At 69.2% G+C, this 15,909-nt stretch carries 8 protein-coding genes; all 8 read right to left on the bottom strand.

The window, feature by feature from the left end:
- Positions 1-599: 599 nt before the first annotated feature.
- Positions 600-3,089, bottom strand: coding sequence for a Helicase associated domain protein (locus tag AB0E91_RS30420; RefSeq protein WP_361788463.1), 2,490 nt, complete (start codon positions 3,087-3,089; stop codon positions 600-602).
- Between the two features lie 123 nt (positions 3,090-3,212).
- Positions 3,213-3,842 carry a hypothetical protein gene (locus AB0E91_RS30415; protein ID WP_361788461.1) on the bottom strand — a complete coding sequence of 210 codons (630 nt, stop codon included), beginning with the start codon at positions 3,840-3,842 and terminating at the stop codon, positions 3,213-3,215.
- On the bottom strand, positions 3,839-4,828 hold the full coding sequence (locus AB0E91_RS30410; RefSeq protein WP_361788459.1) for a hypothetical protein: 990 nt from the start codon (positions 4,826-4,828) through the stop codon (positions 3,839-3,841). Before AB0E91_RS30410 ends, AB0E91_RS30415 begins: the two co-directional genes overlap by 4 nt.
- A complete protein-coding gene (locus tag AB0E91_RS30405; RefSeq protein WP_361788457.1) occupies positions 4,825-5,940 on the bottom strand; it encodes a nucleoid-associated protein in 1,116 nt (371 codons plus the stop codon). The genes AB0E91_RS30410 and AB0E91_RS30405 overlap by 4 nt, the downstream gene beginning before the upstream one ends.
- 353 nt (positions 5,941-6,293) lie before the next feature.
- The gene (locus tag AB0E91_RS30400; protein ID WP_361788455.1) at positions 6,294-7,559 is read right to left on the bottom strand and encodes a DUF2399 domain-containing protein; all 1,266 of its coding nucleotides are present in this window, start codon (positions 7,557-7,559) and stop codon (positions 6,294-6,296) included.
- Complete coding sequence (locus tag AB0E91_RS30395) at positions 7,556-12,556, bottom strand: SbcC/MukB-like Walker B domain-containing protein (RefSeq protein ID WP_361788453.1); 5,001 nt, start codon at positions 12,554-12,556, stop codon at positions 7,556-7,558. Before AB0E91_RS30395 ends, AB0E91_RS30400 begins: the two co-directional genes overlap by 4 nt.
- A complete protein-coding gene (locus AB0E91_RS30390; protein WP_361788451.1) occupies positions 12,553-13,905 on the bottom strand; it encodes a hypothetical protein in 1,353 nt (450 codons plus the stop codon). The genes AB0E91_RS30395 and AB0E91_RS30390 overlap by 4 nt, the downstream gene beginning before the upstream one ends.
- Entirely contained in the window at positions 13,902-15,482 is a 1,581-nt protein-coding gene (locus AB0E91_RS30385) for a DUF2397 family protein (protein WP_361788449.1), read from the bottom strand. The genes AB0E91_RS30390 and AB0E91_RS30385 overlap by 4 nt, the downstream gene beginning before the upstream one ends.
- Between the last annotated feature and the right edge of the window lie 427 nt (positions 15,483-15,909).

Below are 15,909 nucleotides of genomic sequence, written 5' to 3'. Positions count from 1 at the left end.
AAAACCACCAGTGACTGTATTTCAGACGTGTGATCTACCGATCTGCCTCCCAGCGTCAACGCCCACGCTTCGCGTGGGCGTTGAACCGATCCGCGTTGCGGATCGGAGCCGGCAAGCCGGCTCCCTTTTCCCTTCGCTTCGCTTCGGGAAAAACTCCTCGTCAGCTCCGCTGACGAGGAGACAGGCAAGTCGCTTCGCTCTCTTGCCTGTTGAGCTTCCGGCTTCGCCTTCAGCTCTCAAAGCCCGCTGACGCGGGCTTTGCTGGCTGCGGTTGGTGCGGTCGCTGTTTCCTTGGAAAAAGTATCTGACTTTCCGGATCTCGCCCTTCTCCCCCTTGGAGGTTTGGAACTGCTTACTCTGTCGCTGGAGCGTGGACGACATGGATCGGTGTACTTATCGTCCTGACAGCTGTCACGCTGGGCTACTGGGACATCGGGCGTCGAAAGGAACCTTGCCAATCCCTTTCATCGGATGCTCAACCGTCGACCTGCGTGATAGCGGGCTTGCCCACCGGGCGCCCTCACTTAACTGACGGGGGTATCTGCCGCCCGGGCGACCTGCAAAGTGGACGGGGCGATGGTGACGTGGCTCAGCACGGGTCAGCCCAGCGGGACGGGCTGTGCCGAGTCGCTGATCCAGTCACCGTCGAACAGCGCCGCCACCAATGCCTCATGGTCGGGGGGCAGTTGTCCGGCTCGACCCTTGGTCCGGGTCTTGGCCAGCCAAGCGCCAATCCTGACGTGCTGGCCATCGACCAGGATCTCTTCTCGGGCGGCCGGTGCCCGGCGTTCGCGGTGAAGGAACAGCTCGAGGATCTGGACGGTCTGAGCGAACGTGCGGCGCGGGGGACGGACTTGAGGAACGGAGCGGGCGGGCGGCGTGAGTCCGATACGTGTCAGCAGGGCCTGCTGAGCCGGGTGGAGAGCGGAGAAGCGGGCCAGTTGCCGCTGCAGCCATCCGCCGATCTTGACGTCGGCGATCACCGTGTCCTGGCGCAGGGCGGTCACATCGTGTCCGGCCTCCGCGTGGGTGCGCAAGAGATGGTATTTGCGGTGCCAGTCCGGGCCGTGGGGCAGGCGCCAGTCCGCGTCGATGGCGGCAAGGTCTGCCGCGCGTGCCGGCTCGAGGCGGCCGTTGCCGGCCAGAGACCGCCGTTCGGCCAGCCAGGCCCCCAGGGGGGTGGTTGTGGGGGCGGCGAGATGGCCGTGGATACGGTGGTAGTCGGCAGCCGCGGTGAGCTGCGCGCGCCACGTGGCAGCGTGTTTGTCCCAGATCATGTCCAGGGTGTCGAGCTCGGCGATCCAGTCGGCGTCCAGTCGACCGGCTGTGCGGGCGTCGCGCATGGTGGTGATGAAGGTGCCCAGGGCGTAGCCGTAGGAGTCGGTGCAGTCGGCCGGGACGTCGAGGTGGCCGTGGGTGTCGTGGTAGGCCTGGGCGGCGGCGAGGCCGGCCCGGCGGGAGCGGGAGACTGCCGTGTCGTGGGGGTTGAAGGAAGTGAGATCGAGTGCGCGGGCGATGTGCTCGGGATGGATGGTGAAGTCGAAGTGCCAGCGGTGCTGGATGAGATCGCTGATCTCTTTGGGTAGGCGGTTGGCCTTGCCGGGAAGGCGTTCGAGGATGCGGTGGTCGTGGCTGGCCAGGGCGGTGCTGATGGCCCAGACGGGTTCGTAGGCGGTGCCGAGGATGTCGGTGGGGTCGGTGCCCGGGGGGATGTAGACGGGGATGACGAGGCTGGCGATCTTGCCGCTGACGGACAGGCGCAGGGCGCGGCCGAGGGCCTGGACGCAGCGGATGACGCTGCGGGTGGGGTCGGCGAAGACGATCGCGTCGACGCTGGGGATGTCGACGCCTTCAGCGATGACTTTGGCGTTGGCCAGTATGGCGCAGGGTGCGGCGGCGAACTCGGCGAAGGTCGCGGCGCGTTGCGCAGATGGCGTGTCGCCGTGGACGAAGAAGACCTCAGGGCTGGTGTCGGGGCACAGGTCGGGGGTGTGGGCGCGGAGACGGCGCAGGGTGTGGGGGAGTTCGCGGGTGAAGCGTTTGGCGTCCTCGACCAGGTTGAAGTAGACCAGCACGCGGCGCTGCTGGTGGGTGGCCATGGCTTTGAGGACGGCCAGGTGCAGGGCGGTGGTGCGCAGGGCCTCGTCGGTGGCGGGCTGCTGGTCCGCGGTGGTGCCGGGGGCGGGCAGATTGAGGCGTGTGCGCAGGTCGTCGTCGGTGAGGGTGGGCACGATGATCCGGTAGTCCGCGACTCGGCCGTCTTCGATCGCGCGGGCGAGGGGGTATTCGAAGATCTTCTTGCCGTAGACGGCGGGGTTGTCCATCGAGTTGGCGCGGGCATCGCTCCTCTCCCCCGCGATAAGGAGGCGGCCGCGCGGGCGGGAGAGGGCTGCGGACTCGGCGAGATCGGGTGCGGCGAAGACGCGCGGGGTGGCGGTCATGTAGAGGCGGCGCTCTGCCCGGATGCGTGTGGTGTCGTGGACCGCGGCCCATTTCTTGTCGGCTCGGCCGGCGATCCGGTGTGCCTCGTCCATGACCGCCAGGTCGAACGGTGGTACCTGGTAGGCGGTGTGCTGGGTGTTCTCGATCTTGTCGAGGGAGTCGTAGGTGCACACCACTGCCAGGCCGGGCAGCGCGTCTGTGCCGGTGCCGACGGCTGCGAGCAGGGAGGCCAGGAGGTGGTAGTCGGTGACGGAGGCGACCTGTGCGTCGACCAGAGTGTCATGGGCGGCCGCGTCCATGGAGGAGACGATGACGACGGGCTCGCGGTGGCCGTCGCCGCGCAGGGCCAGCGCGGTCTGCGCGGCAAGGTCGAGGGTGGGGACGACGAACAGCAGTCGGCATGCCAGCTGATGGGCTGCGCGGCTGGCGACGAGGGTCTTGCCGGTGCCGGTGGCGGCCACGTACAGCCCGCGGGTGCCAGGCCGGCGCAGGTGTTTCAAAATCCTGCGGAGGGCCTCTTCCTGGTCCTCGTGCAGTGGAAGAGGCTTGCGCCGTCTGCGGCGTGACGGCAGCTCCAGCCCCAGATCAGGCACGTCCCGGACGGTCAGCGGCTGGGGATCGGGCGCCTGGGGCGTGTGCGTTGGCATGGGGTCTCCGGGCGTGCGCGGCCGGCCAGGGGCGGAAGCGTCATCCGATTCTGTCAGTTCTCCCCCGCTGTCACAGCCGTCTCTGCATTCGCCTGGTGTGTGGCGTGCGTTTCTGCGCGCCGGTCAGGGGCTCTGCGGTGCAGGGGTCGGGGGCTGGGAGGGCACGGTCGGCGTGGGGGCATGCGCGGTCTGGATGGCCAGTTTGCGGTAGCCGGTAGCGGTGATGGTGTGCCACGACAGGTAGAAGCCGACTGTGGTCAGGGCTCCGAGGACGGTGGCCGTGGCGAGGAGCAGGGCCCGGTGTTCGACGGGGTAGCGCCCCAGTGCGAGATCGGTGGCCAGGGTGAGCAGGATGCTGTTGAGGACCCAGCCGCGGCAGATCCGCAGGCGGGAGCGCGCGTAGTCGGCGCGGGCGACCAGGACGGGGCTCTCGGCGAGCTTCACGCAGGCCTGGGCGTAGGCGGCGGACGTGGAGAAGGACTGGGCGCGCAGCCTGCGGCGTGCGGGGGCGAGGGCGGTGTCGGCAGCGCGGTCGATCAGGATGCCCAGGGCGTAGGCGAACGCGAGTGCCGCGCCCGCCGCGAGGGGGGTGCCAGCCGCGGGAGCCAGACGTCGGATGTTGTCGGGGCCGGCGAGGGCAGCTGCCAGGATGCCCAGTCCGGTGAGGAAGCCGATGCCGACGACGAGGACTTCGACGAACATGGCGGTGGCGGCCACGACCGTGGAGGGTTCGTGCTGCGGCGGTCGGGTCACAGGTGGATGCTCCAGATCTCTGCCATGTCGCTGAGCATGGTCTCGGGTAATTCGTCGTCCCAGACGCTACGCAGCAGCATCTTTGCGGTGCTCAGGCGCTCGAAGATGATCAGGCTTTCTGGCTGGCTGGCCAGTATGTAGCGGCCGTGGGTTAAGAAGAGTTCGCTGGTGGGGCCGTAGTCGCGGTAGGCATCTTCGAGCTGCTGGCGGTGCTCTTCGGCGAACTGGGCTAACTTGTTGGGGTAGTCGGGCTCGCGCTCGACGGTTTCGATCAGGACGTCGAGGATGTCTTCGGACAGGTCGCGTCGGTACTCGTGCTCGGTGAACGTGCGGTAGAGAAACTCTGCTTGGGCCAGGAGTCGGTTGGTGCGGGTGAAGTCAGGGTGCTGCGCCAAGACGTCTACCCCCCGTTCGACCTCGAGGTCGTACAGTTCGACCAGGGCGATCAAACGGTACAGCGACCTACTGACATCGCGGGGTACGTCGGTGGTGCCTGTTTTGTACAGCAGCCGGTGGGACATGCGGGCCCACAAGTCAGTTGCTTCGGTGCGGATTTGGATCTCGCACTCGTAGGGTCGGCCGTCGCCGTCCCTGAGGTCGCCAGCGGCCAGGATCTGGACGTGCAGGCGGGGGTACTGCAGCGTGTACTGGCCCTCGACGTCCTCCTGCTCTCGGTAGTCCTGGGGGTCTTCGACCAGTGTCAGGTTGTCCTTGACCACCTCGAGAGCCTTGTTGAGGAAGCCTTTGTGCTGGACGGTGATGCGGACGCCGGCCTTGTCCGTGATCTGGTTCCAGGGGTCGGCGTATTCCTTGTGATAGGCCTTGGTGACGAAACTGCCGATCTCCTTGGCCCGGTGAGCAACTTCGCAGGTGATGTGGGCGCGGGCGGTCTTGCGTCGCAGCAGGGCGGCAGTGAGCTGTGCCGCCTTCCGGACGTTGGGGAGCTCCGCCTGATACCGGTGGAAGGCGTCGTTGACGACGCTCACTCGGCGGAGGCCCCTCCGGGTGCTTGAACGTCTGTATGCGGGCCGTCTGTTTTGCGTGCGCTGTAGTGGCTGCGTGTGGACGTGATCTTGCCTCTGACGGTGACTGTGGAGGTGCCGTCGGTGTGTTCTTCGATCTTGATGTCCTCACGCACCCGCTTGACGGGGGCGACGATGGAAATGCCGCTGGCGAAGCCGATCTGTAGCTCGCTCAGGCGGGGGGCCACCCGCTCTATGTCCTTGTCGAAGATGTTGGTGGGGACGTCCTTACTGGCCAGGTAGGCCAGGAAGCTGTCCTGGTCGTAGGGGTCTTCGAGGTGATCGGCCGCGAAGGCGGTGGGATCCAAGGTGGGGGTGTGGGAGCGCAGTTCGACCAGGACAGCCATCAGGTAGTCGACGCTCTTCTCGGGGTCGTCGACTCTTTTGTCGACCCAGTCGACTGCTGCCTCGTGGAATTTCTGGGTGAGGCGCTTGGGGTCCTCCTTCTGCTGGCAGCCGAGGAAGGCCTGCAGCCAGAACTGTGCCATCTTGCCCGACAGTTGCTTGTCAGCCGCCCATCCCTCGATGGGGCCGTCCTCGGGGATGCCGTCGACGCAGAACAGGCCGGCTTTGTAGACCTTGTTGTGCTCGGTCATCAGGAGGTTGGTGACGTAGCTCATGTCGAAGGTGCGTTTGCCGTCGACGAGCACATCGTCGGCCCGGAACCCGCCCTCTTGCTCCAGTTTCACGATGAGCAGCGCCCTCTTGCCGGCGAGGCGGGCCGAGGCGACGAGGAGGAGACCGGCGGAACTGTTCCCCTTCCCCTTCTGGCTGTCGAAGAGGAGTTCGGCGAGGTCGGTGGAGACGCTCACCAGGTCACGCTGCTCGACGAGGTACTCGTAGACGCGGTCTGGCAGGGTCGACTTCTTGACCTCGAGCTCCTCTATGACCGGGCGCCCATGTCTGGCGAGCACGGCCCGGAAGTTGGCCTGGATCTTGCCGCGCACATCCTCGGTGAGCGTGCACGGCGCCTCGCTGAACTCGACTTGCGCCGGTGTCGGGTCGTTCCGCTTTTGCGTCGGGACCAGGTGAAAGATGGCCTCGTCAACGACGAGTTGAGCGAATTCGCCCGACATGACCCACCCCGTGAATCTCTTGCGAGAGGCCCAGTGACTGGGCAGCAACCGCATGTCCGCGCCGCGTCGGAGCCGACGGGCTGTGTGTTGTTCCTCGCGGCGCGAACGCCTGTTCTGAGACGGATCGCTGACCCTGTGTCAGAGAACTGATGCGGTCATCGTAACGGTCTGTACACAACGGGGAGGGCGTTTACCAGGGAGATATGCAGCCAGTCGTAAGATTGACTGAAAATAGGTGAACCGTGCGTCAAATATATGCGTCCGCTGGTCGCGAAGGACACGTCGCACATTCTTCGGCAGGACCGCGTGCCCCGTGGGTCGGCACTCTGCCTGCGTCATCCGCGCACCGGGGGTCACTCCCCCACCTGCCGTGGGGCAGGGTGCAAGGCTTCCCGCTGTGAGGACGCCGGGTCAAGAAGGCGCGTGAGTACGGCGTCGTGTTCCTGGAACAGGACGCGTCCTGCCGCCTGCAGTTGGGCGGCCAGTGCGGGATCACAGCTGCTCGGGAGAGGACCGAGCGGGATGACAGACGGCCGGTCACCTGCTTCGCGCACGAGGGCGGTGTCCATGGCGATGACCACTGCTCCGTAGGTCTGCTGCACCGTGGCGGCGATGTGCAGCCCAGCGGCATCCAGGTCTCCTGCGTAGTGCAGGGGCACGCCCTGGTCGACAGCCAGCTGGAACAGGGTGTGGTCGACGGCACGGAGTTGGCCGCTGGTGCAGGCCATGGGCTGGGTGCTGGCGCATTCCAGAGCCGCCTCCAGGACCGAGGGGTTCTCAACGACGGTAAGGGGCTCGGGCGCCAGCCGGGGCGGGGTGTGAATGAGGTCAAGGAGGTTGAGGGCGACCGGGGTGACAGCCTCGTTGAGACGTCGGTCGATAGGCCCGTCGCCGAGGGCGCGGACCCGGTGGAGCAGGACAGTGGCGGAGAGCCGGTCGGCGATGATGCCGTGCCCGGCGAGCAGGGAGCGGATGTGGTCGGGGCGTGCGGGTTCGGGTTGGCCGGCCAGTTCAGCTACAGCGGAGACCAGACGTTGTCCGGCCGGTGTTGCAAGGTCGAAGTAGTGCGGGTCGCCGGCGTGGTCGTGGGCGAGTTTGGCCAGAGCGCGGGGTGGGGTGTGCGGGAGGCGGCGGGTGATGGAGGCGAGCGAGTCGATGAGGCGGCGCATCGCGGCAGCTGATTCTTCGTCGGCTCCTGAGGTGAGTCTGGCCCGGAGCCGGGGCAGATGCGGCAGCTGCTCCTGTGCATGGCGGATCAGTTCCCGGCGCAGTTCGGCAGCGGCGAGGCGGCCGTGCCTGCGGTTGACGACTGCACGGCCCACGGCGTCCTCGACCAAGGACTGCAAAGTGTCCGTGGTCAGGCCGAGGGCGTCCAGGAGCGGGGGCAGCGGCACTTTGACGCCGCGGTCGGTGCGGGGGACGCGGGTGCGGCCTCGTCGGCGCTGGGCGGATGTGTCGAGCCATGACTTCAGGGCGGCCACCGCGCCCGGCGCGAGGTCCGGCACGATGACGGTGGCGATGTCGGCCGGGGCGCTGCCGGCGCTGAGGCGGTCGTGGATGGCCTGCCACAGCGGGGCCAGTTCCAGGTCGGCGGCGAGGATGGTGCGGTCGGCGGTCACGGGGTGTCCTGGGGCTGCGCAGCGGTCATGTCGAGGGTGAGGGGCTGGGGTTCGCCGTGGCCGTGCCACAGCCAGGGGACGGTGATGCGGCGCCTGCCGGCGGTGACGACCTCGTGGACCATGGCGCGCTGGGTCTCCCGCTTGATCAGGGGGGTCATGAACGGGGCGGTGGCCAGGACGTCGAAGTCCCAGGAGCGCAGCAGGGCCAAGACCTGGCGCAGGTTGCGTTCGTCGAAGGCTGCGTCGACCTCGTCGACGGACAGCAGGCGGGGGCCGGCGTAGCCGGTGGCGGAGTACATCGACCAGGCGGCCGCCAGCAGGGGCAGCATGGTGGCCAGGCGCCTCTCACCGGTGGAAAGGGCCTCCAACGGGTTGGAGCGGGCGGTGATTTCGCGGAACTTCTCCTTGCCGGCGGCCTCGAAGGAGGCGTGGGTGACGGAGATCTTCCAGTCGTACCAGCTGCGGTAGTCGAAGGTGTGGGCGACGCGTTCTGCCCAGGGTTCGCCGGCCTTTTCGTTCATGCGCTGGCGCAGCGCGTCATACATCTGCTCGAAGGTGTCGTCGGAGGGCGGCTTGCCGATGAGGTCCACCATGCGCTGGGCCTCGGGGTCGTCGCGGACGTCCCATTCGACCTGGACGCCCACGTGGGCCACGCCCGTTCGGACGTCTTTGAGGGTGTCGTGGATCTGGGTCACCAGCTCGACAGCTGCTTGCCGGCGCAGCTGGATGTCGCGCTGCAGGCGGGTGAACAGGCTTGTCTTGAGGACCTGCTTGATGTCGGCGCGCAGATCGTCCTCGAGCTGGGCCGCGGTGGCCTTGAGGTCCTGGACGGCGGCGGGGACGTCTTGACCTCGCACCGCGGCGGGGTCGGCGACGACGGCACGCCGCCAGGGGGTGTCTTCGATACTCAGCAGCGTGACCTGCCGGTCGAAGCCGGCCAGGCCCGTGCTGGCCTTGCGGGCGGCGGTCTCCAGCAGGGCCAGGTCCCGGTCGCGCTGGCGTACCAGGGCGGTGCGGCGGTCGGTGCCACCGGGGGCGTCGGCGAGCAGGCGCCTGGCCCAGGCCAGTCCCGTGGTGAGGTTGGCGGGGCGGCCGGAGTCGGTGGTGGGCAGGTCGTCAGGAACGGCAGCGAGGCGCTCGTCGGCCAGGCGGCCGAGCCGGGCCATGCAGGCATCGCGGTGCTTCTCCGCGGCTTCCCGCTGCGGGACGAGCATCCCCAGCGTGGCCTGGGCGGCACTGGCCTGTTGGTCGGCATCCTGCTGGCGTCCGCGGCACTGTTCGGCGCGGTCTTCGGCCTGCCGCAGCTTCTCGGCCGTGGCGTCCCGGCGGACTTGGAGCTCTTGGTACTTGGCTCCATGCAGGGCACGCATCTCGGCGACCGTGGCGGCTTCCTCTTCGGCGCGCCGCTGGGACTGGGCGGCTTCCCGCTCGGCCTGGGTGTGGCGTGTGCGGCGCTCGGCGGCTTCCTGGCGGTCGCCGTCGGCCCGTTTGAGCAGGTCGGCAACCCGCTGGGCGGCCGGGGCCCAGGCCTGGATGTGGCCGACGAGCTGGGCGGCGGTGTTCCGGCGGGCGTCGAGATGGTCCGGTTCGGTGCGCAGCATGTCGCCTGCGGGCAGGGCTGCTGCGCGGTTGAGTGCGCGCAGTGCTTCGCTGACGGCTTGGGAGGCTTGTTCGTGACGGCCGGTGGCCTTGAGGGTTTCGGCGCGCGCCCGGTTCAGGTCCTGCTCGGCGGTGTCCTCGGCTGTGTGGGCTGCCTCGACGGCTTCGATCGCCGAGCGGGGGAAGGCTTCGTGTTCAGCGTCGGCGGCGTGCTGGGCGTCCGCGGCGCGGGCGCGTGCGTCTTCGCTGTCTTGAGCGGTGGCCGCCTGGTCGGCTGCGGCCTTTGCGGCGGCCTGGGCCGCTTCGGCGGCGCGGGCCGCGCTGCGCCGGGCGTGTTCGTGGGTGAGGGCAGCGGCGGAGACGGCGGCGTTGCGGGCAGCTGCGGCTGCCGCGAGTTCGGCCAGAATCCGCTCCAGAGCACGGTCGGCGTCGGCCAAGGCCGTGGCGGTGCTGTGCTTGAGGGCTTCGGCGGCCGCGTGCCGGTCGGCGGCCTGTCGGCGCGCGTCGTCAACGCGGGCGGCGGGCGGGAGGCTGTCGCGTTCGGCGGCGGCTTCGGTGATGTCCTGGCGGCCGCGTGCCAGGTGTCCTTCCACGCCCCTGAGGGTGCGGTGGGCGGCGGCCAGTTCGCCTTCGAGGCGCTGGACTCGCTGTTGGCGTGTCCTTTCCCGTGTGGTGCGGCCGATGAAAGCGGCCTGGTATCCGGCGGGAGCGCTGGCGGTGAGGACACCGTGGGCCAGCCAGCCGGATGCCGGGTCGCTGCCGGGCGTATCGAGCGGGATAGCGGCGAGGGTTTCGCGTACCCGTGCGGCGTCGACGGCCGGGGTGTCTTCGACGACCAGCAGGTCGGCCAGAGTGCGTCCCTGGGCGGGTGCGGTGGGCGTGAGGGTGAGGTCGCCGTCGCACACCCGGCCGTCAGGGGTGACCAGGGCGTCCAGGAGGCCTGCGACGAGGAGGGCTCCTTCCAGCCGGTGGGCGTCGTCGGCACTCAGGTGGGGGGCGAAGTCAACGAGTGCCCACAGCGGGACGCCGTCCCTGTCGGTGCGGGCACGCCAGGCCGGAGGTGCTGGGACGGGGGCCGCCCGCTGGGCCTGGTGCAGTTCTTCGGTGAGGGCGCTGACGGTTTCGGTGGCGGCCTGGACCTGCCGGGCTGCGTGCTCGGCCTGGCGTTGGAGCCGCGGTGCGGCCTGGGCGTGTGCACGCATCGCAGCCAGGGTGAGGTCGGCGGGCTGCAGGGCGTGCAGGTCGGCTGCCGGCGCGGTGGGGTGGGGCAGAGGGAGGTGGTCGGCGGACAGGTGGGTGAGGTTCCCGCGCCAGGTGTGTACCTGGCTCAGCCAGTCGCGCACCGCCTGGAGGGCGGCCGCGTCGGCCTCGGTGCGGGCCTGTTCGGCTGCCTCCAGCGCGGCCTGTGCGTCGTGGCGGGTCTGCTGGTGGAGGCGGTGGGCCTGGGTGCGGCGGCTGTTGTCGGCTTCTGTCTGGGTGTGCGCGTGGTCCAGGGCGGTTTCGTGGGCGGCGCCGGCTTCGTCGGCGGTTTCCTTCGCTGCGGCGTGGTCGATGCGGGCCTGGTCTGCGATGCGCACTGCGGCTTGGGCGAGGGCGGCGTCGGCGGTTGCCTTCTGCTGGTGCCCGGGAAGGTCGATGCGGGAGCGGGCCGCGGCGGCTGCGGACGCACGCCAGGCGGTGAGCTGGCTGGTGTCGGTGCGCTCCTCCGCCTCGCCCTGTGCGGTCAGCTGCGGCGGCAGCGGGCCGAGCAGCGGTGCGCTGGCCTGCCAGTCGTGGAGACGGGCGGACAGTTCCTCTTCAGCACGTCGGCGGTCACCGGTGGCCTGGCGGGCCGCCTCACGGCGCGTGTCTTCCGCGTCCTCGGCGGCACGCTGTTCGTCTGCGGCGGTGCGCTGGTTGGCCTGCATGTGCTGGTAGTCGTGCAGGGCCCGGTCGACGGCCTGGATCTGGCGCTGGTGGTCTTCCGCCCAGGCCAGCGGGTGGCTGCACAACCAGGCTGTGTCCAACGTGGTGTCGGCGCCCTGGCCGGCCGCGGCGAGGGCTGCCGATGCGGTCATGAGGTGTTCGCAGGCGGCCTGGGCTCCCAGAGCATTGCCGGTGGTGCGCAGGTCTCCGGAGATCCGGGTGAGCTGGGTCTGGGCGGCCTGGGCGTCGTTTCGGCTGTCGGCGGCCTTGCGGCGGGCCTCGTCGGCGTCGGTGCTAGCCGTCCGTGCGCGCTGGGCGGCGGCTTCGGCCTGGGCGGCGAGGTCGCGGGCGCGTTCTTCGTGGTGCGGCAGTTCGGCTCCGGCATGGTCGCTCAGCAGTGCCTCGTCCGCGGACAGTTGCCCCCGGGCGCGGGAGATGTCGCTCTGCGCGCGGGCCTGCTCCTGGGCCGCGTCCCGGGAAGCCTGCTGGGCGGCATCCAGCTGGTCGGTGGCCCGCTTGAAGTTGCGGGCCTGGTCGTCGAACTCGGTGTTGGCTGCGGTCAGGGCGGCAGCTTCGACCTGGGTCACGGTGCGCAGGTAGCGGCGGTAGCTGCGGTCGGTGCCTTCCAGGAGTTTGGCTTCCTGGCGGGTGCGCTCCAGTTTGTGTTCCAGTTCGGAGATGCGTTCCATCGCTTCGGCGATCTGGGTGAGGTTGTCGGTGTCGAGGGCGGGCAGGGCGTCGGTGAGGACCTGCCGCATGCGGGTGGGGGAAATGGCTTCGGCTGTGCGCACGCTGCGCAGGGAGCGCAGGACGGCGAGCAGTGCCTCGAACTGGACCTCGTTGAGCGGGGCGAACAGGCGGGTGCGCACGTTGTGGCGGTAGGAGCGCTCGTCCTGGGGGGTGAGCTTGGTCAGGGAGCCGCGCAGGGTCTTGGAGTCGGTGAACATCTCGCCCTGACATGCGGACAGTTGTGCGGCAAGCGCGTCCAGGCCGACGGGCTCACGGTCTTGTTCCAGTACCAGGTCGCTGCCCACCCGGCCGGGGGCGAGGAAGAAGGCGCGGTGCAGGTGGCCCGCGGTGGCCCGCAGCCACAGGCCGGTGGTCAGATACCGGGTGGTGCCGTCGGCCGGGTCGTGCAGACCGTACTCGAGCCACCAGACGCCGGTGCGGTCTTCCCGGTCGTTGAAGTCGGTGTGCCGGCTGGTGAGGGTGCCGGCGGCTTTGCCGGACACCGACAGTGCGGTCTGGGAGGTGTCGGCGTCCAGCAGGACGGTGATCAGCATGGAGGCGGTCAGGGACTTGCCGGATCCATTGGGTCCGACCAGGGCGAGCCAGCCGCCGGAGAAGTAGAGCTGTTCGCTGGCCCAGGCCCAGGAGTTGACGATGCCGGCACGCGTGGGCTGCCAGCGGCCCTCGGCGGTGGGGGCGGCGACGAACGGCCCGTCGGCCTCCGTCAGGCTCAGGTGCAGGGCGGGGTGCTCGGTGGGCTTCATCCGTCGTCTCCTTGGCTCGCCTGGCGCGCGGCATCGGGGGTGGGGGCGGTCTCGGCCGTACCGGGCGGCGTGAACAGGGGTAGTGCTGGGTCGGTGGGCGGGGCGGCGGCCGGTGCGGGTGGCGGGGCAGGCTGGCGGACGCGGACGCGCCACAAGTGCACGCCAGGTGTGGGCAGCCAGGTGTCGGGGCGGTCCGGATCAGGGGCGAGCAGGCCGACGCTGGTCAGTTCGGCGGCCGCGGCGCGAGCCAGCGCCGAGATGCGTTCGTAGGAGGCGGCCCAGCGGGGCTGGCGGGCTCGTATCTGGCTGAACAGTTCCGCCATGTCGGTGAGCGTCAGTGGTGCGGCGGGGTCCTCGCGGCCGGGAAGGACGGCCAGCAGGGCAAGGGCCGCCTGGCGTTCCGTACGTCGGCCGTTGGGGAAGTCGATGCTGCTGGACTGGCCGCTGGGATCGGTGACCTGCCACCAGTCGCGGCGCACGGTCGCGGTGAGCCCGAGGGCGGCGACGGCGTTGAGGGCGCGTTCGCGTCCGGTCAGCGTGTGCAGGTAGGGGGTGGTGTCGGTGTCGTCGTTGAGGGGATCGGCGGCGGGGTCATCGACCAGGCGGCGGATGGCGTTCAGACGCCGTTGCTCCAGCGTGGGGGCATCTTCTGCCGTGTGGGCGGTGTGGTCCAGAAGGGACTCGGCGGACAGGGCGGCGGCGTGCCGGTCCGGGGGCACGCCATCGAGTTGCAGGAGGGTGGGTGAGAGTGAGGAGATTTTGCTGGCAAGACGGTCTCGGGAGGCCGTGACGATGAGGTCACCGTCCTCCTCGGCCAGTACTCGGTCGAGGTCGGCGTCGACGGTGACGGTGCCTTCCGCAACGAGGATCTTCAGGGCGTCGGCCAGGCTTTGGCGGTTGTGACGGGCCTGCTGCTTGCTGACGTCGTCGGTGGCAACGACCGGGAAGCGAGGCAGGCGCGCGTCGGTGGTATCGGCCGCGCACACCTGAGCGATGGCCTGCAGGAGTTCGCGCACGCTCATGCGCGGGCGGCGCCACAACTGTTCGCAGGCCAGGCAGATGAGGATCATCACCAGGGTGCCGGCCAGCGGCTTCTTCTCCCGCACCAGCCTCGGGCCTCGGTCGCCCGGCGGGTCCTGGCGGCGTTTGTGCAGACGGATCAGGCCGGCGACCTCATGGACCTCCAGGGTCCAGTTCAGTTCGGTGCGGAAGAACTCGGCCAGGGCCGGGTGACCCTGCAGGGCCACCCGGTAGTGCTCGGGTTCGTGTTCGACGGTGAGCCTGCCGGCCGCGGCCAGCAGGCGGGCACTCGCCCGCAGGTCGGCGTCGAGCAGCAGGCTGTCGTTCATGCCACGCTCCAGTTCTGCCCGGCCGCCCGGGACTCAGCTGCGCGGTCAACGGAGGATGTGTGGCCCTGGGAGGTGACCGCCAGCCACAGCTCAGGCCCGGACAGGTGCCCTTCGGCCAGTTCGACGGTGACCGTGATGTGGGGCCGGCCAGCCCTGACGGTCACTTCCAGGCCGGCCTCGTCGACGGCCGCCCGCCCCAGCCCGTCCTGCGGGTGGTACTGGCTGAGCGCGACTTCGACGGCATTGAGCAGGATCAGTGCCGCCTCGAACGGCAGTCGGCCCAGATACTCAAGGCCGACCTCGCCGTCGGTGGCCAGCAGCCCGGCCAGATAGCGGCGGCGCTGCGCGAGCGCCTGTGCCTGGGCGTGGGCCACTGCCCGGTCGGCGCTCGTGTCGGGCACCCTTCGGGGCCGTCCACTGGTGCGACCGTGCCGCTCGTGTTCCCGCAGCGTCACCTCGACCTGGTGACGGCCAGTGCCGGAGTGGGCGGGAGTGCCGTGAGCGACGTCCTCCTCGCCGGCACCGATGACCGCGTGCCAGGCGGGCCAGTCCCCGAACGCAGCCGCGTACACCCGACGGGCCTCAGAGTCATCCGGCTGGCGATACAGGCTGTAGGCCAGGGCCCTGAAGTCGACGCCCAGGTCACTGCCGCGCCGACGGGCCATGTAGCGACGGTCGATGGCAACCAGCAGGGTGTGCACCGCTCCGCTGGCCGAGTCGATCAGCCTGTGCACGGTTCCGTCCGGTTGGAACCATGCATCCAGGTCAGTCAGGCGACGGATACGCTCGTCGATCCAGTGCTGCTGGTCGGCCACGTCGAGGAGCCCGGCATGCCCGGCAGCGGCCTCCACAGTGCGGGCGAACCCGGCCGCCCGCAGCTCGGCAAGCGCCGCCTCCACCCGTGGCAGGCCGCGCCCGTACTCACGGGGGAACTGGCGCAGCGCCTCGACAACGCGGTCGCGGTTGTCACCGAACACGTCGTTATCGGTCACGTCGGACTGCACCATCCTCGCCAGAGCCGCATAGAAGTCAGCCGTCACCCGCTGCAGTTCGTCGATGCGGGTGCGCACGTCCTCCAGATCGCCCGGCAACCGGCCGTGATCGTCCTTCAGGTGACCGAGGATCTCCCGCAGCGTGTCCTGCACCCCGTCCAGAAGACGGCTGGGCAGTTGCAGAGCACGCACCACATCGACAACTGCGGTGCGCACGGCGGCCACGACACCGCGTCCTCGCTGCGTCAGCGCCCACGCCTCCTCACGCGCCGACAGACCCTGCAGGCTGCGCAGCGGAGCCGCGTAGTCGTGAAACGGCTCTGCGAACTTCCAAGCCAGTAGCTGGTCCAGCAAAGCGCGCAGCTCAGCTTCCGGCAGCGGGTCGTGGTAGCCGACTGCCTTCAGCTGGGCGGTGATGTCGGACAGCGTCGCCATCGGCCCGCGCGTGGACAGCTCTTCCAGAGCGGCCAACAGGGCGAGATAGCGCTCCTTCACGAGGCCTTCCGGCATCCCGAACACGTACCAGTCCCCCGGTACGACCTCTTGCCACCACATCCGCGAACGCAACACCATCTCCCCCTGCACACGACGGCACCGTGATGCTCGGTGAAACGGACCGGAAAAACCATGCCGCTCCCTGCTTCCGAGCCGTTCATGAAAGCTAGATGCCGCCGCTGACAACGCCCCCGGGAAAACCCGGAAATCAATGGGGATCCGGCACTCGGCAATGACTTGAATCTGCGCTATTCGCGTCAGCCAGTGCACTGGATTCGAGAACGGAGCGCGGACCGGCTCGCACCCTCCCTCACTCAGGGCAAGAGATCCGGCAAGGCATGCCTGAACTGCGAAGACAAAGAATCATGACGTGATCGAGATCTGCGACACCGAGGATCCACACCACCACGGGGCCGGGCCGATTCGGTCTGGCGGCATCAGCCGAAATCAAGTCAGATCTTTACGAGAGGCACGTCACACCCCCATGGAATATCGAACATGCATTCCTCGCGAGAAA

The sequence above is a fragment of the Streptomyces sp. NPDC026659 genome (assembly GCF_040638245.1).
Lineage (GTDB): Bacteria > Actinomycetota > Actinomycetes > Streptomycetales > Streptomycetaceae > Streptomyces.
Note: the sequence above shows the minus strand (reverse complement) of the source record. Positions and strands in the feature narration are given on the sequence as shown.

Excerpts from the sequence above, each read along its gene's own strand:
- AB0E91_RS30390 (WP_361788451.1), bottom strand. The coding sequence starts at position 13,905 with ATGAACGACAGCCTGCTGCTCGACGCCGACCTGCGGGCGAGTGCCCGC.
- AB0E91_RS30395 (WP_361788453.1), bottom strand. The coding sequence starts at position 12,556 with ATGAAGCCCACCGAGCACCCCGCCCTGCACCTGAGCCTGACGGAGGCC.
- AB0E91_RS30420 (WP_361788463.1), bottom strand. The coding sequence starts at position 3,089 with ATGCCAACGCACACGCCCCAGGCGCCCGATCCCCAGCCGCTGACCGTC.
- AB0E91_RS30405 (WP_361788457.1), bottom strand. The coding sequence starts at position 5,940 with ATGTCGGGCGAATTCGCTCAACTCGTCGTTGACGAGGCCATCTTTCAC.